29 protein-coding genes are annotated in these 19,797 nt (G+C 34.7%); 27 read left to right on the plus strand and 2 right to left on the minus strand.

Going from position 1 to position 19,797, the window contains the following annotated elements:
• Positions 1-9 precede the first annotated feature (9 nt).
• The 7 genes from ACZZZA_RS06580 to ACZZZA_RS06610 all read left to right on the plus strand — a co-directional run bounded on the left by ACZZZA_RS06580 (position 10) and on the right by ACZZZA_RS06610 (position 6,673).
• Complete coding sequence (locus ACZZZA_RS06580) at positions 10-1,563, plus strand: hypothetical protein (RefSeq protein ID WP_463430386.1); 1,554 nt, start codon at positions 10-12, stop codon at positions 1,561-1,563.
• A gap of 171 nt (positions 1,564-1,734) precedes the next feature.
• On the plus strand, positions 1,735-2,148 hold the full coding sequence (gene rpsL, locus ACZZZA_RS06585) for a 30S ribosomal protein S12 (protein ID WP_027383325.1): 414 nt from the start codon (positions 1,735-1,737) through the stop codon (positions 2,146-2,148).
• Between the two features lie 23 nt (positions 2,149-2,171).
• Positions 2,172-2,648: a 30S ribosomal protein S7 gene (gene rpsG, locus ACZZZA_RS06590; RefSeq protein ID WP_463430387.1), complete on the plus strand. Its 477-nt coding sequence runs from the start codon at positions 2,172-2,174 to the stop codon at positions 2,646-2,648.
• 6 nt (positions 2,649-2,654) lie between these two features.
• On the plus strand, positions 2,655-4,772 hold the full coding sequence (fusA, locus tag ACZZZA_RS06595) for an elongation factor G (RefSeq protein ID WP_463430388.1): 2,118 nt from the start codon (positions 2,655-2,657) through the stop codon (positions 4,770-4,772).
• Positions 4,773-4,789: 17 nt separating this feature from the next.
• A complete protein-coding gene (gene rpsJ, locus ACZZZA_RS06600) occupies positions 4,790-5,095 on the plus strand; it encodes a 30S ribosomal protein S10 (protein ID WP_002661363.1) in 306 nt (101 codons plus the stop codon).
• Positions 5,096-5,233: 138 nt separating this feature from the next.
• Positions 5,234-6,064 (plus strand): GLPGLI family protein, encoded by an 831-nt coding sequence (locus ACZZZA_RS06605; protein ID WP_463430389.1) that lies wholly within the window; start codon positions 5,234-5,236, stop codon positions 6,062-6,064.
• A gap of 108 nt (positions 6,065-6,172) precedes the next feature.
• On the plus strand, positions 6,173-6,673 hold the full coding sequence (locus tag ACZZZA_RS06610; protein WP_463430390.1) for a low affinity iron permease family protein: 501 nt from the start codon (positions 6,173-6,175) through the stop codon (positions 6,671-6,673).
• A 30-nt stretch (positions 6,674-6,703) separates the two neighbouring features.
• On the opposite strand, the gene ACZZZA_RS06615 is transcribed toward ACZZZA_RS06610, so the two are convergent.
• Positions 6,704-9,403, minus strand: a complete 2,700-nt coding sequence (locus ACZZZA_RS06615; protein WP_463430391.1) for a hypothetical protein — start codon at positions 9,401-9,403, stop codon at positions 6,704-6,706.
• Positions 9,404-9,425: 22 nt separating this feature from the next.
• Positions 9,426-10,415, minus strand: a complete 990-nt coding sequence (locus ACZZZA_RS06620; RefSeq protein WP_463430392.1) for a hypothetical protein — start codon at positions 10,413-10,415, stop codon at positions 9,426-9,428.
• A gap of 362 nt (positions 10,416-10,777) precedes the next feature.
• Here ACZZZA_RS06620 and rplC point away from each other — a divergent pair, with 362 nt between their 5' ends.
• The 20 genes from rplC to rplO all read left to right on the plus strand — a co-directional run bounded on the left by rplC (position 10,778) and on the right by rplO (position 19,789).
• Positions 10,778-11,404: a 50S ribosomal protein L3 gene (rplC, locus tag ACZZZA_RS06625; protein ID WP_463430393.1), complete on the plus strand. Its 627-nt coding sequence runs from the start codon at positions 10,778-10,780 to the stop codon at positions 11,402-11,404.
• Positions 11,395-12,024 carry a 50S ribosomal protein L4 gene (rplD, locus tag ACZZZA_RS06630; protein WP_463430394.1) on the plus strand — a complete coding sequence of 210 codons (630 nt, stop codon included), beginning with the start codon at positions 11,395-11,397 and terminating at the stop codon, positions 12,022-12,024. The genes rplC and rplD overlap by 10 nt, the downstream gene beginning before the upstream one ends.
• Positions 12,025-12,027: 3 nt before the next feature.
• The gene (gene rplW / locus ACZZZA_RS06635) at positions 12,028-12,318 is read left to right on the plus strand and encodes a 50S ribosomal protein L23 (RefSeq protein ID WP_129535110.1); all 291 of its coding nucleotides are present in this window, start codon (positions 12,028-12,030) and stop codon (positions 12,316-12,318) included.
• Between the two features lie 22 nt (positions 12,319-12,340).
• Positions 12,341-13,162, plus strand: a complete 822-nt coding sequence (gene rplB / locus ACZZZA_RS06640; protein WP_463430395.1) for a 50S ribosomal protein L2 — start codon at positions 12,341-12,343, stop codon at positions 13,160-13,162.
• A gap of 2 nt (positions 13,163-13,164) precedes the next feature.
• A complete protein-coding gene (rpsS, locus tag ACZZZA_RS06645) occupies positions 13,165-13,443 on the plus strand; it encodes a 30S ribosomal protein S19 (protein WP_463430396.1) in 279 nt (92 codons plus the stop codon).
• A gap of 2 nt (positions 13,444-13,445) precedes the next feature.
• Complete coding sequence (rplV, locus tag ACZZZA_RS06650) at positions 13,446-13,844, plus strand: 50S ribosomal protein L22 (protein WP_047442260.1); 399 nt, start codon at positions 13,446-13,448, stop codon at positions 13,842-13,844.
• Between the two features lie 8 nt (positions 13,845-13,852).
• The gene (gene rpsC, locus ACZZZA_RS06655; protein WP_463430397.1) at positions 13,853-14,599 is read left to right on the plus strand and encodes a 30S ribosomal protein S3; all 747 of its coding nucleotides are present in this window, start codon (positions 13,853-13,855) and stop codon (positions 14,597-14,599) included.
• Between the two features lie 78 nt (positions 14,600-14,677).
• On the plus strand, positions 14,678-15,103 hold the full coding sequence (gene rplP / locus ACZZZA_RS06660) for a 50S ribosomal protein L16 (protein ID WP_463430398.1): 426 nt from the start codon (positions 14,678-14,680) through the stop codon (positions 15,101-15,103).
• Between the two features lie 11 nt (positions 15,104-15,114).
• Positions 15,115-15,300 carry a 50S ribosomal protein L29 gene (gene rpmC / locus ACZZZA_RS06665; protein ID WP_463430399.1) on the plus strand — a complete coding sequence of 62 codons (186 nt, stop codon included), beginning with the start codon at positions 15,115-15,117 and terminating at the stop codon, positions 15,298-15,300.
• 11 nt (positions 15,301-15,311) lie between these two features.
• A complete protein-coding gene (rpsQ, locus tag ACZZZA_RS06670) occupies positions 15,312-15,566 on the plus strand; it encodes a 30S ribosomal protein S17 (RefSeq protein ID WP_027383312.1) in 255 nt (84 codons plus the stop codon).
• Entirely contained in the window at positions 15,566-15,934 is a 369-nt protein-coding gene (gene rplN, locus ACZZZA_RS06675) for a 50S ribosomal protein L14 (protein ID WP_034684837.1), read from the plus strand. The genes rpsQ and rplN overlap by 1 nt, the downstream gene beginning before the upstream one ends.
• Positions 15,935-15,953: 19 nt before the next feature.
• Positions 15,954-16,280 (plus strand): 50S ribosomal protein L24, encoded by a 327-nt coding sequence (rplX, locus tag ACZZZA_RS06680; protein ID WP_463430400.1) that lies wholly within the window; start codon positions 15,954-15,956, stop codon positions 16,278-16,280.
• 13 nt (positions 16,281-16,293) lie between these two features.
• Entirely contained in the window at positions 16,294-16,845 is a 552-nt protein-coding gene (rplE, locus tag ACZZZA_RS06685) for a 50S ribosomal protein L5 (RefSeq protein WP_129535107.1), read from the plus strand.
• A gap of 3 nt (positions 16,846-16,848) precedes the next feature.
• On the plus strand, positions 16,849-17,118 hold the full coding sequence (rpsN, locus tag ACZZZA_RS06690; RefSeq protein ID WP_034712998.1) for a 30S ribosomal protein S14: 270 nt from the start codon (positions 16,849-16,851) through the stop codon (positions 17,116-17,118).
• Between the two features lie 144 nt (positions 17,119-17,262).
• Entirely contained in the window at positions 17,263-17,661 is a 399-nt protein-coding gene (gene rpsH / locus ACZZZA_RS06695) for a 30S ribosomal protein S8 (protein WP_129535106.1), read from the plus strand.
• 17 nt (positions 17,662-17,678) lie between these two features.
• Positions 17,679-18,224 (plus strand): 50S ribosomal protein L6, encoded by a 546-nt coding sequence (gene rplF / locus ACZZZA_RS06700; protein ID WP_463430401.1) that lies wholly within the window; start codon positions 17,679-17,681, stop codon positions 18,222-18,224.
• A 14-nt stretch (positions 18,225-18,238) separates the two neighbouring features.
• Positions 18,239-18,592, plus strand: a complete 354-nt coding sequence (gene rplR, locus ACZZZA_RS06705) for a 50S ribosomal protein L18 (protein ID WP_129535104.1) — start codon at positions 18,239-18,241, stop codon at positions 18,590-18,592.
• Between the two features lie 19 nt (positions 18,593-18,611).
• Positions 18,612-19,133, plus strand: coding sequence for a 30S ribosomal protein S5 (rpsE, locus tag ACZZZA_RS06710; RefSeq protein ID WP_463430402.1), 522 nt, complete (start codon positions 18,612-18,614; stop codon positions 19,131-19,133).
• A 10-nt stretch (positions 19,134-19,143) separates the two neighbouring features.
• Positions 19,144-19,320 carry a 50S ribosomal protein L30 gene (rpmD, locus tag ACZZZA_RS06715; protein ID WP_162087521.1) on the plus strand — a complete coding sequence of 59 codons (177 nt, stop codon included), beginning with the start codon at positions 19,144-19,146 and terminating at the stop codon, positions 19,318-19,320.
• A 19-nt stretch (positions 19,321-19,339) separates the two neighbouring features.
• Positions 19,340-19,789, plus strand: a complete 450-nt coding sequence (gene rplO / locus ACZZZA_RS06720; protein WP_463430403.1) for a 50S ribosomal protein L15 — start codon at positions 19,340-19,342, stop codon at positions 19,787-19,789.
• The last annotated feature ends 8 nt before the right edge of the window (positions 19,790-19,797 follow it).

A 19,797-nucleotide genomic window follows, 5' to 3' on the forward strand; every position in this document is an offset into this window, starting at 1 on the left:
AGTTTCTGCATGATAGTATTTATCATTGCCGTATTGAGTTTCGGATATTACATCAATGTTCTTTTTAAAACTGATTTTCATTACATCTATTTTCTGGATGATGCTTACATTCATTTGGCAATGGCAAAAAACTTTGCGCTGTATCAGGTTTGGGGTATTACTTCTCATGAATTTTCATCCTCGTCTTCATCACCTTTTTTTACTTATGTTCTGAGTGTCTGTATCAAGGTTTTTGGAAATAATGATCAACTTCCTTTGTATATAAATATTGTATTTGGGCTTGGCATTCTTTATTTTCTCAATATATATTATTCTGAATATTTAAAAGAGGTTAAAAATGTAGTTTTAGCAGTCTTGTTTACAGTCTTTTTTGCGGTTTTGCATCTGTTGATGTTATCCGGGATGGAACACCTGTTTCAGGTTTTGCTCATGGTGGTCAATATTTTGTGTTTGTCGAAAATGAATCATAACAGGCCAGCTGTTTTTGGTTTTTATTTTACGATAGTCTTGATGGGGCTTGTTCGTTTTGAAAGTATGTTTTATTTCATCACTCTTGCTTTTTGTTTTAGTTTAATTAAAAAATGGAAAACTGCTGTGATGATTATATTGACCGGATTTATTCCTATCGCAGTATTTTGTTATTTTAATTATCAGCAGGATGGCTACCTTTTTCCAAATTCTGTAGTTGTAAAAGGAACTAAATTAAATCTTGATGCCAATCTATTTATTCAGCTAAAAGATATTATATTCAATAAACTTTTTCTAAACATCAGTTTTTATAAAGTTGGGATCTTTCCTATAATAATGTGTGGTATTTTTATTTTTAGAGATTTAAAAAATCATAAGTTTCTTGATGCAGTAAAAAAAAATTTCCTTTTAATAGTGATTACGCTTCTGATGATTTGTCATGCGCTTTTTGCCGACTTGCGAGGTAGTTTTAGATATGAAGCATATATTTTAGTTGGCTTTTCTATGGCTTTGATTCCAAGATTGAAATTATTTTTTGAAGATTTTAAGAATTATATTAAACAAGAAAAGCTGATGAGTTTTTTGATTGTAATGAATTTTATTTTACTCATTTATAAATTTGGAATTGCCCATTTGATTTTAAATAACGGAGGGAAAAATATTTATGAACAACAAATACAGTCTGCAAAATTTCTGAATATCTATTATAATCAATCTAAAGTTGTTGCCAATGATGTCGGTGCGATTACTTATTTCACAGATATTCGTCTGCTGGATATTGTAGGACTTGGATCTAGTGAAATGATTCCTTTTACAAAAGATGGAAAAAAATTTGATGAGAATTTTAAAAATTTTATCGAAAAATTTACAGATAAAAATCATTATGAGATAGCTGTTGTATATGAAGATTGGTTTGATGGTAATATCCCCGAAGCATGGAGGAAAGTTGCAGTTTTAAAGATAAATAATAAGATTTCGGTCTATGGGGAAGAAGTTTCTATATATTGTATTGATTTAGAACAACTCACTCAAATGAAAAAAAATATCAAAAACTTTAATTGGAACAAAAATGTAAAAGTTGAATTGATCAACTGATTATTTCTTCTCAACTGTAAAATTAAAATTTTAATAAAAACAAATCATAAGACGTATTCTGTCTGAATCTCTGCTTAATTATTTTTGATTAAAAAATATTTATTTCCACATAACTTATTGTCAATTAAAAAATTATTCATAATTTTGCACCCTAAAATAAAAAGCAATTAAATGCCTACTATTCAACAATTAGTAAGAAAAGGAAGAGTCGCACTCACCAAGAAGAGTAAATCGGCTGCCCTTGATTCTTGTCCACAAAGACGAGGTGTATGTACGAGAGTATATACTACCACTCCTAAGAAACCTAACTCTGCACTTAGAAAAGTTGCAAGGGTAAGACTTTCAAACGGTAAAGAAGTCAACGCCTACATCCCGGGCGAAGGACATAATCTTCAAGAGCACTCGATAGTATTGGTACGCGGCGGAAGGGTGAAAGACCTACCGGGAGTACGTTATCATATCGTAAGAGGAGCATTAGACACTGCAGGTGTTAGCGGAAGAACGCAGAGAAGATCTAAGTATGGAGCTAAGAGACCAAAACCAGGTCAGGCAGCAGCTGCGCCAGCTAAAGGAAAGAAAAAATAATCATTAAATAAGGTACAGAAACAATGAGAAAGACAAAAGCGAAAAAAAGACCGTTGTTACCAGATCCGACATTTAATGATCAATTGGTAACTAGATTCGTAAACAACTTGATGCTAGATGGTAAAAAATCTATCGCATTCAAAATATTCTACGATGCTTTAGACTTAGTAGAAGCAAAAAAAGGAGAAACTGAAAAAACTGCCCTTGAAATCTGGAAAGATGCATTAACAAACGTTATGCCTCACGTAGAAGTACGTTCTAGAAGAGTAGGTGGAGCTAACTTCCAGATTCCTATGCCAATCAGAGCTGATAGAAAAATTTCTATGGCAATGAAATGGTTAATTAGCTATTCTAAAAAAAGAAATGATAAGTCTATGGCTTTGAAATTAGCTAACGAAATCGTAGCGGCTTCTAGAGAAGAGGGTGCTGCTTACAAGAAAAAATCTGATACTCACAAGATGGCGGAAGCTAACAAAGCTTTCTCACACTTTAAATTCTAATTAGAAATGAGTAGAGATCTTAAATTTACAAGAAATATTGGTATTGCTGCGCATATTGATGCCGGTAAAACTACCACTACAGAAAGAATCTTATTCTATACAGGAGTAAACCATAAAATTGGTGAAGTTCACGATGGTGCTTCTACAATGGACTGGATGGAACAGGAAGCAGAAAGAGGTATTACAATTACTTCTGCTGCAACTACTTGTTCTTGGAATTTCCCAACTGATCAAGGTAAAATTTTACCTGAAAGTAAAGCTTACCATTTCAATATCATTGATACCCCGGGACACGTTGACTTCACTGTAGAAGTAAACAGATCTTTAAGAGTATTAGATGGTTTGGTATTCTTATTCTCGGCAGTAGATGGAGTAGAGCCTCAGTCTGAAACAAACTGGAGACTTGCTGACAACTATAAAGTTGCTAGAATGGGATTCGTAAACAAAATGGACAGACAAGGTGCTGACTTCCTTAACGTGGTAAACCAGGTTAAGACCATGTTAGGATCAAACGCAGTTCCAATCGTTTTACCAATCGGTGCTGAAGAAGATTTCAAAGGTGTAGTTGATTTAATTAAAAACAGAGCGATCGTTTGGGACGAAGCAGGACAAGGAGCTACTTTCGAAGTAGTGCCAATTCCTGAAGACATGAAGGCTGAAGTTCTGGAATACAGAGAGAAATTAGTTGAAGCCGTTGCTGATTATGATGACACTTTGATGGAGAAATTCTTCGAAGATCCGGATTCAATTTCAGAAGACGAAATCAACGAAGCTTTGAGAAAAGCAACAATCGATTTATCTATTATCCCAATGACTTGTGGTTCTTCATTCAAGAATAAAGGAGTACAGTTTATGTTGGATGCAGTATGTAAATACTTGCCTTCACCATTGGATAAAGATGATATCAAAGGTACTGACCCAAGAACAGATCTTGAGATTACAAGAAAACCAGACGTAAAAGAGCCTTTCGCGGCTTTGGCATTTAAGATTGCTACCGATCCTTTCGTAGGAAGACTGGCTTTCTTCAGAGCATACTCTGGAAGACTAGATGCAGGTTCTTATATCTTGAATACTCGTTCAGGTGATAAAGAAAGAATCTCTAGAATCTATCAGATGCACGCTAATAAGCAGAATCCTGTAGATTATATTGAAGCAGGAGATATTGGTGCAGCGGTAGGTTTTAAATCAATCAAAACTGGTGATACAATGTGTGACGAGAAAAACCCAATCGTTCTAGAATCGATGGTTTTCCCAGATCCGGTAATTGGTATTGCTGTTGAGCCTAAAACTAAAGCAGATCAGGATAAAATGGGTAACGCTTTGGCTAAATTAGCTGAAGAAGATCCTACTTTCCAGGTTAAAACTGACGAAGCTTCTGGTCAAACAATCATTTCAGGAATGGGTGAACTTCACCTTGACATTCTTGTAGATCGTATGAGAAGAGAATTCAAAGTAGAAGTAAACCAAGGTCAGCCACAGGTAGAATACAAAGAAAATCTTACAAGAGTTGCTCAGCACAGAGAAGTTTACAAAAAACAATCTGGTGGTAAGGGTAAATTTGCTGATATCGTATTTGAATTAGGACCAGCTGACGAAGGTAAAATTGGTTTAGAATTCGTTAATGAGATCAAAGGTGGTAACGTTCCTAGAGAATTTGTTCCTTCTATTGAAAAAGGCTTTAAAGCTGCAATGAAAAACGGTCCTTTGGCTGGTTTCGAAGTTGAAGGTATTAAAGTGACTCTTAAAGACGGATCTTTCCACGCAGTGGATTCTGACGCACTTTCTTTTGAAATGGCTGCAAAATTAGGATTTAAAGAAGCGGGACGTGCTGCTAAGCCAGTAATTATGGAACCTATTATGAAACTGGAGGTAGTAACTCCGGAAGAATATATGGGTAACATCATTGGTGACCTTAACAAGAGAAGAGGTACAATCAGTGGACAAGAAGAAAAGAACGGTGCCGTTGTGATCAAAGGTTCAGTTCCTTTATCTGAAATGTTTGGTTATGTTACTACTCTAAGAACACTTTCATCAGGAAGAGCTACTTCTTCTATGGAATTAGAGAAGTACCAAGCTACTCCTCAAAACGTTGCTGAAGATATTATCGCTAAAGCAAAAGGTTAATTTTTTAAATCAAAGAAATGTCACAAAGAATCAGAATAAAACTAAAATCTTACGATTACAACTTGGTAGACAAGTCTGCTGAGAAAATCGTAAAAACGGTAAAGGCTACTGGTGCTGTTGTAAACGGACCTATTCCATTACCTACCAATAAGAGAATCTTCACGGTGTTGAGATCTCCCCACGTAAACAAGAAAGCAAGAGAGCAGTTCCAATTATCAGCTCACAAGAGACTAATGGATATCTACTCTTCTTCTTCTAAAACTGTTGATGCTCTAATGAAATTAGAACTTCCTTCAGGAGTTGACGTTGAAATTAAAGTGTGATAATTTAGTTATCATCATTATAGAATCCCTTTTCGAAAGAAGAGGGATTTTTTTTGAAACTATAACAAGTTTTAAATTTAACACTATTATGTATTGCAAGGTTCTGTTTTATTTATATATTTGTAACAAATTATTACAATGAAAGCAATATTATTATTTATGACAATGATAAGTTTGAGTCTCACAGCTCAAACGCATCGTTTTATTTATGAATATCATTATAAAGTAGATTCAACTGACACAGAAGCGCGAAAGGTAAGTATGGTTTTGGACGTGAATACTGATAACGTTAAATTTTACAATTATGATTTTGTAGTTACAGATTCTACCAACAAAACAAAAGGTCAAAACCACGTTATTTGGGATGATACTCCCGCTTTAATCAGAAAGAAAAATTCGAATATTAATTCAAATTATATTCATGTTCAAAACATGTTTATTGTAGATACAGAAGATCAGATAAACTGGAAACTGTCTCATGAAACGAAGAATCTAGGAGGCTACAAATTACAAAAATCCATTACCAAATTCGGAGGTAGAAACTGGACGGCATGGTTTACAAAAGATATTGCGCTAAGCGAAGGTCCATACAAATTTAGAGGTCTTCCGGGTATGATTTTTGAAATTTCTGATGACAAAAATAATTTTAAATTTTCTCTGGTTAAAAGTTATAATCTATCGAAAACGTATGACACCACAGGAATTATTGAAAATTTTGGAGGACAAAAGCCGGTAAAAATTAATGAAGCAAAGCTCAAAAAATTAATGTTTGATAATTTTAATGATCCGCTTCATGAGTTTAAAGAACAAATAAAGAACAATACTGATCCTACCGCGAGATTTATGGTGATGGGTATTGAAGTTAAAAGTCCTGAACAAATGAAAGAGTTGTCTGATATGATGCAGAATCACATCAGGAAAAGTAATAATCCAATCGAGCTCGATAAAGCCATCCATTATCCGAAATAATTATGTCAGAAAATTGATTAGACAAAGTGATAAAATCTCCATTTAAATATCTTAAAAACTCAACCAAGTGGGTAGGTTTTGTTTATATTTAAATATAAATTAATCATAATGTCAAAATCAGATAAAAGTATTTTTGAGAAATTTTCAAATTGGGCAACCAAATTCACGGGAAGTTCTTATGCTTTTCTCAGCGCAGTCTCTATCGTTGTAATTTGGGCAGTTTCCGGGCCGGTTTTTAATTATTCCGAAACATGGCAGTTGGTGATCAATACAGGAACTACAATAATTACTTTTCTGATGGTTTTTTTGATTCAAAAATCTCAGAATAAAGATTCAAAAGCGATTCAGATAAAATTAAACGAGTTAATTGCTGCCAATGAAAAGGCTAGCAACCGAATGGTAGATATTGAAGATCTTACAGAGAAAGAACTCGACCAGATTCATTGTTACTACGAAAAATTGGCAGACTTTGCCGAAGAAGACGAAGATATTCATGCGTCACATTCGATTGATGCAGCCGAAAGAAATCAACATAGGAAACATGAAACCTTTAAAAAGAAACATGAAATAGGGTTGCAGGAACAGAAACAAAAAAAGGAATCGCATTGATTCCTTTTTTATTTTAATTTATCTAAAAAATTATCTCTTCATAAAATAATTAAAATAGCTGCAGCTTCCCAAAAGCGTTCTCGCTACTTCAGTATCGGAATATTGAGATTTCAGCTGGGCAAAATAAGTTCTGTACTTTTGGTTTTTAAGATCATTCATTTGTTTCTGATACGCGTCATTTTTCTCAGACCATTTTGGGTCAGAATAATCTGTGTTTGATTGATTTTTGGCTTCGTACTGATAGTATTTTCCCTGCTCGGCGCTTGCCATCTGGAAGAGAATTCTTGCTTTGTCTTCTTTATTAGCAGAAAGAGTTAATGCTTTTTTATAAAAATTCAAAGCCAGATCAAAATTATCAGGTTCAATATAAATTGTCGAAGTAAAATTCTTGTAGTAATACTGATAAGGTGTTTTCTTATCGGTACTCCAAAAGTCGTATTTCCCACCGTTGCTGTTGTCGACATCCATAACGAACAATTCTCTGTAATATCCGAGAATGGAAGTGTTATACAAAATATTTCCGATGAATTTATTTGCACTGGCTGACTTTTCATCTTTGCCGTTTCCTATTTTTTTAAGCTGAATGAGAGCATCCGCCAATTCAAGTTTATTCATCTTTGGTTTAATGAAAGGAAAAGCTGTGTAATCTTCTGCCTGCATACTTTCTTCGTCAGAACTTCCGAAACTTTCCCAAACATTATGTCCGAAAACCAAACTCGGAATATTGTTGAAGCCGTCGTAGTTTTGCCCATTATAAACCAGCTTTTCATAATTTCCGGTTTGCGGATTGTACGTTTCATAATTATCTCTCGGAATTCCTGAGAAGTTCTGTGCTTTTTGATAGTGCAATTTAGCTTTATCAAAATCTGCCAGTCTCATGGCTCGGTCACCATAAATTACATTAAAAAATGCATCAATATTCCCGACGTTGTCCATATTTTTAGCAATGATCTGCTGTTCAAATTGGGTCTTATTTGGTTTTCTGTAAAAATCTTCCACACTTTTTACCAACGTAGAATTCGGATTGTATTGAAGATCAGATAATTTATTATTCATCAGGTAAGATTTTCCGTCTTCACCCTGCAGAAAATATCGGTTCGCCAAAACATCTTTCAGGAAAGAAGCTGTGGAAGGAGTCGATCCGTAATCATCATAACTTTGATCTTCTGTGCTGTCTTTTTCAATTTTCTTTTCAACAAAATAATCAGCATAATCTGTCATCAAATGCTCCTCGTATTCAGCATCAATTTTTGGATGCGAAACGATATCATTCAACACCTTCATTCTTTTGATCTCTTCAAGATATTCAGGATTATTGGTTTTGATATCTTCTAAAATTTCTGTGCTTGCTTTGTAATCTTTCTTTAAAAATTTGAGATAAGCATCTGCAATCTGCCAATATTCGTCAGTGGATTTTTCTTTAGTTTTAGAAGCGAATTTTTCTAAATCATCGAGAAAATCTTTCTGGTTCTCGTCGTAATAATAACTTTGATTTTTTGTGTAAAAAGGAATTCGGTTTGGGTTTTCGAGCAACTCATCGTCACTTTGGTCATTTTTGCTTTCCTCTTTATTTTTGTCAGATTTTGAACTGAACAGATTTTTAAAAAATAAAATAAATTTCTGCCAAAAGCTCAACTCTTTTTTCTCTGCTTTTTTTGTTTCAGGAGCTGTTGTAGATTTAGTATTGACAGATTGATCTGTCTCTTTTGATTCATAATAATAGGTAGGAAGATAACTTCTTTCCAACTCGTTGATGCTTCTCGCAGCCATTACTTTCAGGATTTCCGAATTGGGATCAATGTCATACATTTTTTCCATCATCGGGATCGGATTGGTAAAATCTTCATAGCCTAAAAGAAAATACGCCATGTTTTTCTCCTCGTTATTTTCCGCTCTTTTCAGAATGTTGTTGAAAGATGCCGTGTCAGAAAGTTTCATCGAAATAAATGCAGATTCTTTTCGGCTTTTACTGTTTTTAAAAACCTGGAAGAAATTCCAGTTTGCTTCGCTACCCATTTGCAAACCTCTTTGCGCACCTGCCAATTGATCTAATGCCATATAATATGCTGCGCCTCTTAACGAAATCGGCTGAACATATTTTTTAAAGGCCTCAAGAGCTACATCAAAATTTCTTGTATAGTGATTAAATCTCACCAGCTGATAACCGTAACGTTGTTTGATTTCAGGATTTTTGGCAGCATTATATAAAGAAGTCAATGCCGAGATCGTTTTTGTATAATCTAATTGAGTTGCGTTTTTGTCACTTTCATTTTCACGGTAATAGAAAGAATCTGGACTTTCTACATAATTGATTTTCATGTAAGGCTCCAGATATTTTGCCTCTATAAGATAATCAATGCCTTCACGATATTTTGCGTAAAAGCCTGTTCCTGCTTTTTTTAGCAAGGAGTTGTTAGGATTTCCTCTCTTCAGATCATTGAGATCATTCATAGTGATCTTATTCACCAGATAATCTGTTTCGGTATAAGTCAGCTGATTATTGAAGAATTTTCTCCATGAATCAATATTCTCATTCGGAATTTGAGAGGTTTTGAAATCAGTATAAAACCTGGACGAATAGTTGTGAAGAAAAGGCAGATAAGATTTATCTTTAATAATACTTTGGGTAAACAGATTAAAATAGTCATAATCCGGATCTGCCCAAGAGCAGGCTTCTGATTGGGTGTAAAAAAGCGATGCAACTGCTAATGATAAAATGTATTTTTTCATATTTATTTTTTGGTGTTTTGCTTTAAACTTTCTGTCTTTTTAGAAAATTCCTTCCTTCCACAAATTTACTATCTAATTGATAATATATTATAGTATAGCTGCTTATTTTTTTATCTAAAAATTGGATAACATTTTCGAGCTGCTCATCCGAAATCTCCTCAATTTTTATTTTAAAACCTTTATTTAAGTAATTTCCAAAGTAGAAGCCGTCTTTTATAATTTCAATTTCATGGTCAGAGATTTTTTTGAAATTCTGATTTTCCAAATCTTTTTTTGACAGGCCATTGATGAGTTTGTGTTTTCCTAAATGGTTGGTCACAATTCCCCAGGAATAAATTGGTAATGCAACTTCGATTTTGTTTAACGGATAATCTTCCAGTTTTGATAAATAGCTTTTCAGAATGTTTACATCCAAAATTGAATTTTTATCTGAATTTTCCAAAGGTGAAGAAGTGGAATAACACATCAGATACACTTTTTTTACTGGCGGAATGCCCATCAGGTTCTTATCTTTCACCTGATGAAGTCGTAGTGTACAGGTAATTTCTTTTCCGGAGATTTTTCTTAATGCATTCAAAAATTTAAAATAATCATCTTTGGTTCCGGCAGTCCAGTCACAGTCGATTTGAATTTCATTGTTTGAAGAGAGTTCATAATCTTTAACTTTTTTCTGAATTAAATCGCTGATGCTTTTTGCAAGAAATTTTATATCTGTATTAGTTATCTTAAAAAATGTACGATTTGTAATAAAAATAGTAGGTACAATCTTTTTATCAGTTTGAAAACTTTTGTCTTTGGTAATCACAGCAACCGGCTCAAATTTTCCGTTTACTTTATCAACATCAAACAACCGTGTATATAAATAAGGTGAATTAGATTGTGCGAGTGCTTTTTTTTCTGTTTGATTTAAAGCAAGATTAGTTTTCCAATAGTAATAGGTATAAGGATGTGACTGCTTTTTGCTACAGGATGCAACTAAAAATAAAATAAAAATAAGTTGAAGGATTCTCATTATGTATTGAATGCTGGATTACAATTCTGTAAAGCTAAATCAGAAGTTAAAGAACACTCATTATATTGAGCAAGTGAAAATATACTGACCATGCTAAAGAAGATGACGAAGATATTCTTCATATAACTTTTTCTCAAAAATAGAAATATTCTCTCATGTAGTGAAGTAAATTTTTGCCTGAATTTGCTAAACCTTTAAAAATCAAAATATTTTACATTAAATATTTGTCATTTTGAAAATTATTCATACATTTGCACACTCATTTTAGGGGAGGAATATGCCCAATTCAAACTTGGTAATTATTTGAGAACTCGAAAAATGAGCGTGTATACAAGAAAATTTTATAACATATTATATAAATAATGTCAGGTATTATTGGAAAAAAAATTGGGATGACTTCTCTGTTTGACGAAAACGGCAAAAATATGCCGTGTACCGTTATCCAGGCAGGTCCTTGCTCAGTTTTACAGGTCAGAACCATTGAAAAGGACGGATATAAAGCTGTTCAGTTAGGTTTCGATGACAAGAGTGAAAAGAACGTTGGTAAAGCGTTAGCCGGCCATTTTAAAAAGGCGGGTTCAACTCCTAAAGCTAAGTTGGTAGAATTCTACAGAGAATTCGTTGACACGGTAACAGTAGGAGTAGATGTAACTGTAAGCTTATTCGCAGAAGGTGAATTTGTTGACGTAACAGGAACTTCAAAAGGTAAAGGTTTCCAGGGTGTTGTTAAAAGACACGGTTTTGGAGGTGTAATGCAAGCTACTCACGGTCAGCACAACAGATTAAGAGCTCCAGGTTCTATCGGTGCGGGATCGGATCCTTCGAGAGTATTCAAAGGAATGAGAATGGCAGGTAGAATGGGAGGTAAGCAGGTAACTGTACAAAACCTTCAGGTATTAAAAGTGGATCAAGAACAAAATCTTTTAGTAGTAAAAGGTGCTGTTCCGGGAGCTAAAAATTCTTATGTAATTATCAGAAAATGGAACTAGTAGTATTAAATACATCAGGAAAAGAAACCGGAAAAAAAGTAACTCTAGACGAATCTGTATTCGGAATCGAGCCAAATAAGCACGCGGTTTACTTAGAAGTAAAACAATATCTTGCTGCTCAGCGTCAAGGTACTCATAAATCAAAAGAGAGAAGCGAAATCACTGGTTCAACTAAAAAGTTGAAAAAGCAAAAAGGTTCAGGTTCTGCAAGATATGGTGATATCAAATCGCCGGTTTTCAGAGGTGGAGGTAGAATTTTTGGTTCAAAACCAAGAGACTACAGATTCAAATTGAACAAAGCTCTTAAGAGATTAGCTAAAAAATCTGTTCTTTCTCAGAAAATGAGAGATAACAGCATAAAAATTGTTGAAGGATTGAGCATTTCTGCTCCTAAAACTAAAGATTTCATCACTATCTTAAATGCTTTGGCATTGAATGATAAGAAATCTTTATTCATTCTTCCTGATACAAATAAAAATGTGTATTTATCTTCAAGAAACTTGCCTAAGACTAAGGTTATGAAATTCAACGAAATTTCTTCTTATGACTTAATCAATGCAGGTGAGATCGTTTTCTTAGAAGGTGCAGTTGAAAAATTCCAGGAAAATTTAAAGAAATAAATCATGTCACTAATTATTAAACCAGTTATTTCAGAAAAAGCAAACTATCTTACAGATTTAAGAGGTGCTTATTCTTTCTTAGTACAACCTAAGGCGAATAAAATCCAGATTAAAAATGCAATAGAGCAAGCTTATGGTGTAAAAGTAGCAGACGTTAGAACCATGATTTATGCTCCTAAAGTTTCTTCGAAATACACTAAAAAAGGTCTTCAAGTAGGAAAGACAAATAAATTAAAAAAGGCGATTATCACTCTTGCTGAAGGAGAAGTAATCGACATTTTTGCTGTAAATTAATTATTAATTATAAATAATAGTAATGTCTGTTAGAAAATTAAAACCTATCACCCCAGGACAGAGATTCAGAATTGTAAACAATTTTGAGGAAATTACTACCAACAAACCAGAGAAGTCTCTAACCGTTGGTATTAGTAAGTCAGGTGGACGTAACCAAACTGGTAAAATGACCATGCGTTACACCGGAGGTGGACACAAAAAGAAATACAGAATTATCGACTTCAAAAGAAACAAACATGATGTTGAAGCAACGGTAAAAACTGTAGAGTATGATCCAAACAGAACTGCTTTCATCGCTTTAGTTGAATATGCAGACGGAGAGAAGAGATATATCATCGCTCCAAACGGGATCAAAGTTGACCAAAAAATCATTTCTGGTGAAAGCGTAGAACCTAATGTAGGTAACGCAATGAAATTGAAAAGTATTCCTTTGGGAACTGTAATTTCTTGTATCGAAATGAAGCCAGGTCAAGGTGCAATCTTAGCAAGAAGTGCTGGTTCATCAGCTCAATTGACTTCAAGAGACGGAAAATATGCAATCATCAAATTGCCTTCAGGAGAATCTAGAATGATCCTTACTGAATGTTATGCAATGATTGGATCTGTTTCAAACTCTGATCATCAGTTAACTGTATCAGGTAAGGCTGGTAGAAGCAGATGGTTAGGTAGAAGACCTAGAACTAGACCGGTAGTAATGAACCCTGTAGATCACCCAATGGGAGGTGGAGAAGGTAAGTCTTCTGGAGGTCACCCAAGATCTAGAAACGGTATGCCTGCTAAAGGTTACAAAACTAGAAAGAAAAACAAAGCGTCTAACCGTCATATCATATCTAAACGTAAATAATTATGGCAAGATCACTTAAAAAAGAACCATTCATCGCATATACTTTAGATAAGAAGGTTCAGGCAAATATAGAGGCTGGTAAAAAAACAGTTATTAAAACTTGGTCTAGAGCATCAATGATCTCTCCGGACTTCGTAGGACAAACTATTGCAGTACACAACGGGAAATCTTTTATCCCTGTATATGTTACAGAAAACATGGTTGGTCACAAGCTAGGCGAATTTTCTCCAACAAGATCTTTCAGAGGTCATGGTGGTAATAAAAACAAAGGAAGTAGATAATCATGGGATCAAGAAAAAGAGAAAGTGCATTAGCACGTAAATTAACAAATCAAGATGTAGTGAAAGCATTGCACAATGATTGCCCTACATCTCCTAGAAAGATGAGATTAGTTGCTGATATCATCAGAGGGGTAGAAGTTGACAAAGCTTTAAGCATCCTAAAATATTCAAAAAAAGGAGCTTCTGAGAAATTAGAAAAAGTATTACTTTCTGCGATGGCCAACTGGCAAACAAAGAACGATGGTGCTGATATTGAAGAAGCTAACCTTATCGTTAAAGAAATTTTTGTAGACAGTGCAAGACAATTGAAGAGACTAAGACCAGCTCCACAAGGTAGAGGGTATAGAATCAGAAAAAGATCAAACCACATTACACTAATCTTAGGTACAAAAGAAAATTAATTCAAGGTATGGGACAGAAGACAAATCCAATTGGTAACAGATTAGGTATCATCAGAGGATGGGATTCTAACTGGTTTGGCGGAAACGATTATGGAGACAGAATCGCTGAAGACTACAAAATCAGAAGATACCTTGAAGCAAGATTATCTAAAGGTGGAATTTCAAAAATTTATATTGAAAGAACACTTAAATTAGTAACAGTAACAATCACTACCGCTAGACCGGGATTAATCATCGGTAAAGGAGGTCAGGAAGTTGACAAGTTAAAAGAAGAATTGAAGAAACTTACAAAAAAGGATATTCAAATCAATATTTTCGAAATCAAAAGACCTGAACTTGATGCAGTATTAGTTGCAGACAGTATCGCTAAGCAAATCGAAAACAGAATTTCTTACAGAAGAGCTGTGAAGATGGCTATCGCTTCTACAATGAGAATGGGTGCTGAAGGTATCAAAGTTCAAATCTCTGGTAGATTGAACGGTGCTGAAATGGCAAGATCTGAGTCTTTCAAAGACGGAAGAATTCCATTATCAACTTTCAGAGCAGATATCGATTATCATATCGGTGAAGCATTAACTCAGTACGGTAAGTTAGGAGTTAAAGTTTGGATCATGAAAGGTGAAGTGTACGGCAGAAGAGATCTTTCTCCATTAGTAGGACAACAGAAGAAAACTGGTCCTTCATCAGGTGGCGGAAACAGAGGAGGTGGAGACAGAGACAACAGAAGACCTTCTAGAGATAAAAAAAATAATTAATAAAATTTTAGAGGATAGTTTTTAAATGACCGTTACTTTTTTAAAATCTAAATTCTAAAATCTAAAATTTAAGAAATTATGTTACAACCAAAAAGAACCAAATTCCGTAGAGTTCACAAGATGAAAATGAAGGGGATTGCACAAAGAGGTAATCAACTTGCTTACGGAACTTTCGGAATCAAAGCCAATGAAGGCGCTTGGATTACTGCTAGACAGATCGAAGCTGCTCGTATCGCTGCGACAAGATATATGAAAAGAGAAGGTCAACTATGGATCAAAATATTCCCGGATAAGCCAATTACTAAGAAACCAGCCGAAGTAAGGATGGGTAAAGGTAAAGGTGCTGTAGAATATTGGGTAGCTGTAGTAAAACCGGGTAAAATTATGTTCGAAATCGGAGGTGTATCTTACGAAATCGCTAAGGAAGCTTTAAGACTTGCTGCACAGAAATTACCGGTAGTTACCAAATTTGTAGTTGCTAACGATTTTGTTAAACCTCTTTAATCTCTGAAACAATGAAACAAGCTGAAATTAAAAATCTAAGCGCTGAAGATATTCAAGCAAAATTGGCTGAAGCTCAAGCTCAATTTTCAAAAATGAAAATGGCTCACAAGATCAGTCCACTTGAAAATCCAATCCAAATCAGAGATTTGAGAAAGACAATCGCAAGACTAAACACTGAGTTAACTAACAAACAATAATCCTTTTTACAATGGATAGAAATTTAAGAAAAGAAAGAATCGGAGTGGTTTCCAGCAATAAAATGGAAAAAACTATTGTTGTTAGTGAAACTACAAGAGTGAAGCACCCGATGTACGGTAAATTCGTTCTGAAAACGAAAAAATATACTGCACACGACGAGAACAACGAATGCACAGAAGGAGATACTGTATTAATTACAGAAACAAGACCTTTGAGCAAGAGCAAGAGATGGAGATTAGTAAGAATCATTGAAAAAGCTAAGTAATGTTACAAACAGAATCAAGATTAAAAGTTGCTGATAACACAGGTGCTAAAGAAGTACTAGTGATCAGAGTTCTGGGAGGTACCAGAAGAAGATATGCTTCAGTTGGTGATAAAATCGTAGTTACTATTAAAGATTCTACACCATCAGGAAACGCTAAGAAAGGTCAAGTATCAAAAGCGGTAGTAGTAAGAACAAAAAAAGCAGTGAGAAGAAAAGATGGATCTTACATCAAATTCGAAGACAATGCTTGTGTTTTGCTAAACGCTGGAGGAGAGATGAGAGGAACACGTGTTTTCGGACCCGTTGCTCGTGAGTTGAGAGACAAAGAATATATGAAAATCATTTCATTAGCTCCTGAAGTACTTTAATATTTAAAATTTTAAAAAAATGTCAAAGTTAAAAATAAAAAGAGGAGATAACGTAATCATTACTACTGGTAAAAAAGAAATCAAAGGTAAAACTGGTGAAGTTATTGAAGTGATCAAAAAAGAAGGAAAAGACCCTAGAGTAATCGTTGCAGGACTTAACATCGTTAAAAAACACGTTAAGCCTTCAGCTTCAAATCCTCAAGGAGGAATTACAGAAAAGGAAGCTTCTATACATATCTCAAACATAGCTTTAGTTAATAAAGACGGTAAAGCTATCAAAATCGGTTACAAAATCGACGGAGATAAGAAAGTAAGAATCGACAAAAAAACGGGTGAAACTTTATAATTTTAAATAACAAATGGAATATATAGCAAGACCCAAAAAAGCATATCACGAGACAATTGTTCCAGCAATGATGGAAGAATTCGGATATAAATCAGTGATGCAGGTACCAAGACTTGAGAAAATTATTTTATCTCAAGGTTTAGGAGACGCTACTGCTGATAAAAAAATCATCGATTATGCTGTTGAAGAACTTACAAATATTACCGGGCAAAAAGCCGTAGGTACTATTTCAAAAAAGGATGAAGCTGCTTTCAAATTAAGAAAAGGTATGCCTGTAGGTGCTAAGGTAACTCTTAGAGCTCAGAAAATGTACGAATTCTTAGACAGATTGACGTCTTCTGCTTTACCACGTATTAGAGATTTTTCTGGTATCAAAGCTGACGGTTTCGATGGTAGAGGTAACTATAACTTAGGTATTACTGAGCAGATTATCTTCCCTGAAATCGTAATTGACAAAGTAAAGAAAATCCAAGGGATGGATATTACTTTCGTTACAACTGCGAAAACAGATAAAGAAGCTAAAGCATTATTAACTCACTTCGGTTTACCTTTCAAAAAGAACTAAGAAATGGCTAAAGAATCAATGAAAGCGCGTGAGCGCAAAAGAGAAGCTACTGTAGCTAAATACGCTGAAAAAAGAAAAGCGTTGAAAGAAGCTGGTGATTACGAAGGACTTCAAAAATTACCAAAAAATGCTTCTCCTGTAAGATTACACAACAGATGTAAACTGACAGGTAGACCAAGAGGTTACATGAGAACTTTCGGTCTTTCAAGAGTAACTTTCAGAGAAATGGCCAACAACGGTCTTATCCCGGGAGTGAAAAAAGCCAGTTGGTAATAATTACTAATTAAAATCGGGACAATTAAGTTGTCTGGATACTAAAGAAATAAATATCAGACCGAAGTTTTCTGAAGTCTGATATTTTAATCTTCAAGTCCTTTCAATACTGATTGTCTTTAACCAATAATTTAAAATAGAAAAATGGTAACAGATCCAATTTCAGATTTCCTAACTAGAGTAAGGAACGCACAAAGCGCAGGCCACAAAGTGGTGGAAATTCCTGCATCGAAAATCAAAAAGGAGCTTACGAAAATCTTATTTGATCAAGGGTATATCTTAAACTATAAGTTTGAAGATAGCGCTGTTCAAGGGACAATCAAAATCGCTCTTAAGTATGACAAGCAAACAAACAAGCCTGCAATCAAATCTATCCAGAGAGCTTCAAGACCAGGTCTAAGACAGTACAAAGGTTCTACAGAACTTCCAAGAGTACTGAACGGTTTGGGTGTAGCTATTATCTCAACTTCTAGAGGAGTAATGACAGATAAGAAAGCTAGAGAAGAAAAAGTAGGCGGTGAAGTAATCTGCTATGTTTATTAATTTTTAATCAAAGGAAAATGTCAAGAATTGGTAAATCAATTATAACAATTCCAGCTGGAGTTACTGTCACTGAAAAAGATGGCTTAGTAACTGTAAAAGGTCCTAAAGGAGAACTGATCCAGGAACTTACAGAAGGAATTACTTTAGAACAAGAAGATGGAGTGCTTACATTCAGCAGACCATCTGAGTCTAAACAACACAGAGCGCTACACGGTTTATACAGAGCGTTGGTAAATAACATGATTATTGGAGCCACTGAAGGTTTCACTAAGAAGTTAGAACTAGTGGGAGTAGGTTACAGAGCTTCTCACTCAGGTCAAAAACTTGAGTTAGCTTTAGGATTCTCTCACGGTATCGTATTAGAACTTCCTAAAGAAGTAGTAATCGATACATTGACTGAAAAAGGTAAAAACCCAATTATTACTTTAACGTCTTTTGACAAGCAACTTCTAGGAATGGTAGCGGCGAAAATCCGTTCATTCAGAAAGCCTGAGCCGTACAAAGGAAAAGGTGTAAGATTCGTAGGAGAAAATGTTAGACGTAAAGCTGGTAAATCTGCTTAATAAATTTTAAGAAAATGGCACTAAGTAAATTAGAAAAAAGAATAAGAATAAAAAGAAGAGTAAGAGGGAAAATCTCTGGATCTTCTGAATTGCCAAGATTATCTGTATACAAGAGTAATAAGGAAATTTACGCTCAGTTAATAGACGATAAAGATGGTAAAACTTTAGCTTCAGCTTCTTCGAGAGAAAAAGGTGTGGATGCTAACGGTACTAAAAGTGAAATTTCTGCTGCTGTAGGTAAAGCTATCGCTGCCAAAGCTATTGCTGCCGGAATTGAAGCTATTGTATTTGATAGAAACGGTTTCGTATATCACGGTAGAGTTAAGGCTCTAGCTGACGGTGCGAGAGAAGGAGGACTTAAATTCTAATCATTAAATTTCGGAAAATATGTTAGGACTAGATAATATAGAAAGAGTAAAACCGGGAGGATTAGAATTAAAAGATCGTCTCGTATCCGTAAACAGGGTAACAAAAGTAACTAAAGGGGGTAGAGCTTTCGGATTTTCTGCAATTGTTGTTGTAGGAGACGAGAACGGAACTATCGGTTTTGGTTTAGGAAAATCTAAGGAAGTTGCTTCTGCTATTGCTAAAGCAGTAGAAGATGCTAAGAAAAACTTAGTAAAAGTTCCTGTGATGAATCACACCATTCCTCACCAAAGTACGGCGAGATATGGAGGTGCAGATATCTTCTTGAGACCAGCTTCTCACGGTACAGGTCTTATTGCCGGTGGTGCGGTAAGAGCGGTATTAGAATCTGCTGGTATCCATGATATCCTTTCAAAATCTAAAGGATCTTCAAACCCTCACAATGTGGTAAAGGCAACTTTCAAAGCATTGTTAGATATCAGAAGACCAGAAGAAATTGCAAGAATGAGAGGAGTTTCTCTAAGTAAAGTGTTTAACGGTTAATAAATATACAATGGCAACAATTAAAGTAAAACAAGTAAGAAGCGCTATTGGTAGAACAAAAACCCAAAAGAGAACGCTTGAAGCATTAGGATTTAAGAGACTTCACCAAGTTATAGAGCACGAAGCTACTCCTTCTATTTTAGGAATGATCGCTGCAGTTAGTCACTTACTTGAAGTTCAAAAATAATTTTTAAAATAATTTTAAAATGAATTTAAACAACATAAGACCTGCAGCAGGTTCTACTTTTAGTTCAAAGAGAATTGGTAGAGGACAAGGTAGTGGAAAAGGCGGTACAGCTGGGAAAGGTCACAATGGTCAGCAAGCAAGAGCTGGTTATTCTCAAAAAATCGGTTTCGAAGGGGGTCAAATGCCTTTGCAAAGAAGATTACCTAAATTCGGTTTCAAAAACGTAAACAGAAAAGAATACAGAGGTATTAACCTGGATGATATTCAAAACTTAATTGATACTAAATCTATAACTGGAGATATTACAAAAGAAGTTTTAATAGAAAACGGTTTAGCTACCAAAAACGAAATAGTGAAAATTATGGGTAGAGGAGAATTGAAATCTGCGGTTTCAATTTCTGCTGACAAGTTCACTAAATCTGCTGAAGAATTAATCTCTAAAGTAGGTGGAAAAGCAATTACCTTATAATATTACTA

It is taken from the genome of Chryseobacterium sp. AC405b (genome assembly GCF_979258685.1).

Excerpts from the sequence above, each read along its gene's own strand:
- ACZZZA_RS06580 (WP_463430386.1), top strand. The coding sequence starts at position 10 with ATGATAGTATTTATCATTGCCGTATTGAGTTTCGGATATTACATCAAT.
- rpsL (WP_027383325.1), top strand. The coding sequence starts at position 1,735 with ATGCCTACTATTCAACAATTAGTAAGAAAAGGAAGAGTCGCACTCACC.
- rpsG (WP_463430387.1), top strand. The coding sequence starts at position 2,172 with ATGAGAAAGACAAAAGCGAAAAAAAGACCGTTGTTACCAGATCCGACA.
- fusA (WP_463430388.1), top strand. The coding sequence starts at position 2,655 with ATGAGTAGAGATCTTAAATTTACAAGAAATATTGGTATTGCTGCGCAT.
- rpsJ (WP_002661363.1), top strand. The coding sequence starts at position 4,790 with ATGTCACAAAGAATCAGAATAAAACTAAAATCTTACGATTACAACTTG.
- ACZZZA_RS06605 (WP_463430389.1), top strand. The coding sequence starts at position 5,234 with ATGAAAGCAATATTATTATTTATGACAATGATAAGTTTGAGTCTCACA.
- ACZZZA_RS06610 (WP_463430390.1), top strand. The coding sequence starts at position 6,173 with ATGTCAAAATCAGATAAAAGTATTTTTGAGAAATTTTCAAATTGGGCA.
- ACZZZA_RS06615 (WP_463430391.1), bottom strand. The coding sequence starts at position 9,403 with ATGAAAAAATACATTTTATCATTAGCAGTTGCATCGCTTTTTTACACC.
- ACZZZA_RS06620 (WP_463430392.1), bottom strand. The coding sequence starts at position 10,415 with ATGAGAATCCTTCAACTTATTTTTATTTTATTTTTAGTTGCATCCTGT.
- rplC (WP_463430393.1), top strand. The coding sequence starts at position 10,778 with ATGTCAGGTATTATTGGAAAAAAAATTGGGATGACTTCTCTGTTTGAC.
- rplD (WP_463430394.1), top strand. The coding sequence starts at position 11,395 with ATGGAACTAGTAGTATTAAATACATCAGGAAAAGAAACCGGAAAAAAA.
- rplW (WP_129535110.1), top strand. The coding sequence starts at position 12,028 with ATGTCACTAATTATTAAACCAGTTATTTCAGAAAAAGCAAACTATCTT.
- rplB (WP_463430395.1), top strand. The coding sequence starts at position 12,341 with ATGTCTGTTAGAAAATTAAAACCTATCACCCCAGGACAGAGATTCAGA.
- rpsS (WP_463430396.1), top strand. The coding sequence starts at position 13,165 with ATGGCAAGATCACTTAAAAAAGAACCATTCATCGCATATACTTTAGAT.
- rplV (WP_047442260.1), top strand. The coding sequence starts at position 13,446 with ATGGGATCAAGAAAAAGAGAAAGTGCATTAGCACGTAAATTAACAAAT.
- rpsC (WP_463430397.1), top strand. The coding sequence starts at position 13,853 with ATGGGACAGAAGACAAATCCAATTGGTAACAGATTAGGTATCATCAGA.
- rplP (WP_463430398.1), top strand. The coding sequence starts at position 14,678 with ATGTTACAACCAAAAAGAACCAAATTCCGTAGAGTTCACAAGATGAAA.
- rpmC (WP_463430399.1), top strand. The coding sequence starts at position 15,115 with ATGAAACAAGCTGAAATTAAAAATCTAAGCGCTGAAGATATTCAAGCA.
- rpsQ (WP_027383312.1), top strand. The coding sequence starts at position 15,312 with ATGGATAGAAATTTAAGAAAAGAAAGAATCGGAGTGGTTTCCAGCAAT.
- rplN (WP_034684837.1), top strand. The coding sequence starts at position 15,566 with ATGTTACAAACAGAATCAAGATTAAAAGTTGCTGATAACACAGGTGCT.
- rplX (WP_463430400.1), top strand. The coding sequence starts at position 15,954 with ATGTCAAAGTTAAAAATAAAAAGAGGAGATAACGTAATCATTACTACT.
- rplE (WP_129535107.1), top strand. The coding sequence starts at position 16,294 with ATGGAATATATAGCAAGACCCAAAAAAGCATATCACGAGACAATTGTT.
- rpsN (WP_034712998.1), top strand. The coding sequence starts at position 16,849 with ATGGCTAAAGAATCAATGAAAGCGCGTGAGCGCAAAAGAGAAGCTACT.
- rpsH (WP_129535106.1), top strand. The coding sequence starts at position 17,263 with ATGGTAACAGATCCAATTTCAGATTTCCTAACTAGAGTAAGGAACGCA.
- rplF (WP_463430401.1), top strand. The coding sequence starts at position 17,679 with ATGTCAAGAATTGGTAAATCAATTATAACAATTCCAGCTGGAGTTACT.
- rplR (WP_129535104.1), top strand. The coding sequence starts at position 18,239 with ATGGCACTAAGTAAATTAGAAAAAAGAATAAGAATAAAAAGAAGAGTA.
- rpsE (WP_463430402.1), top strand. The coding sequence starts at position 18,612 with ATGTTAGGACTAGATAATATAGAAAGAGTAAAACCGGGAGGATTAGAA.
- rpmD (WP_162087521.1), top strand. The coding sequence starts at position 19,144 with ATGGCAACAATTAAAGTAAAACAAGTAAGAAGCGCTATTGGTAGAACA.
- rplO (WP_463430403.1), top strand. The coding sequence starts at position 19,340 with ATGAATTTAAACAACATAAGACCTGCAGCAGGTTCTACTTTTAGTTCA.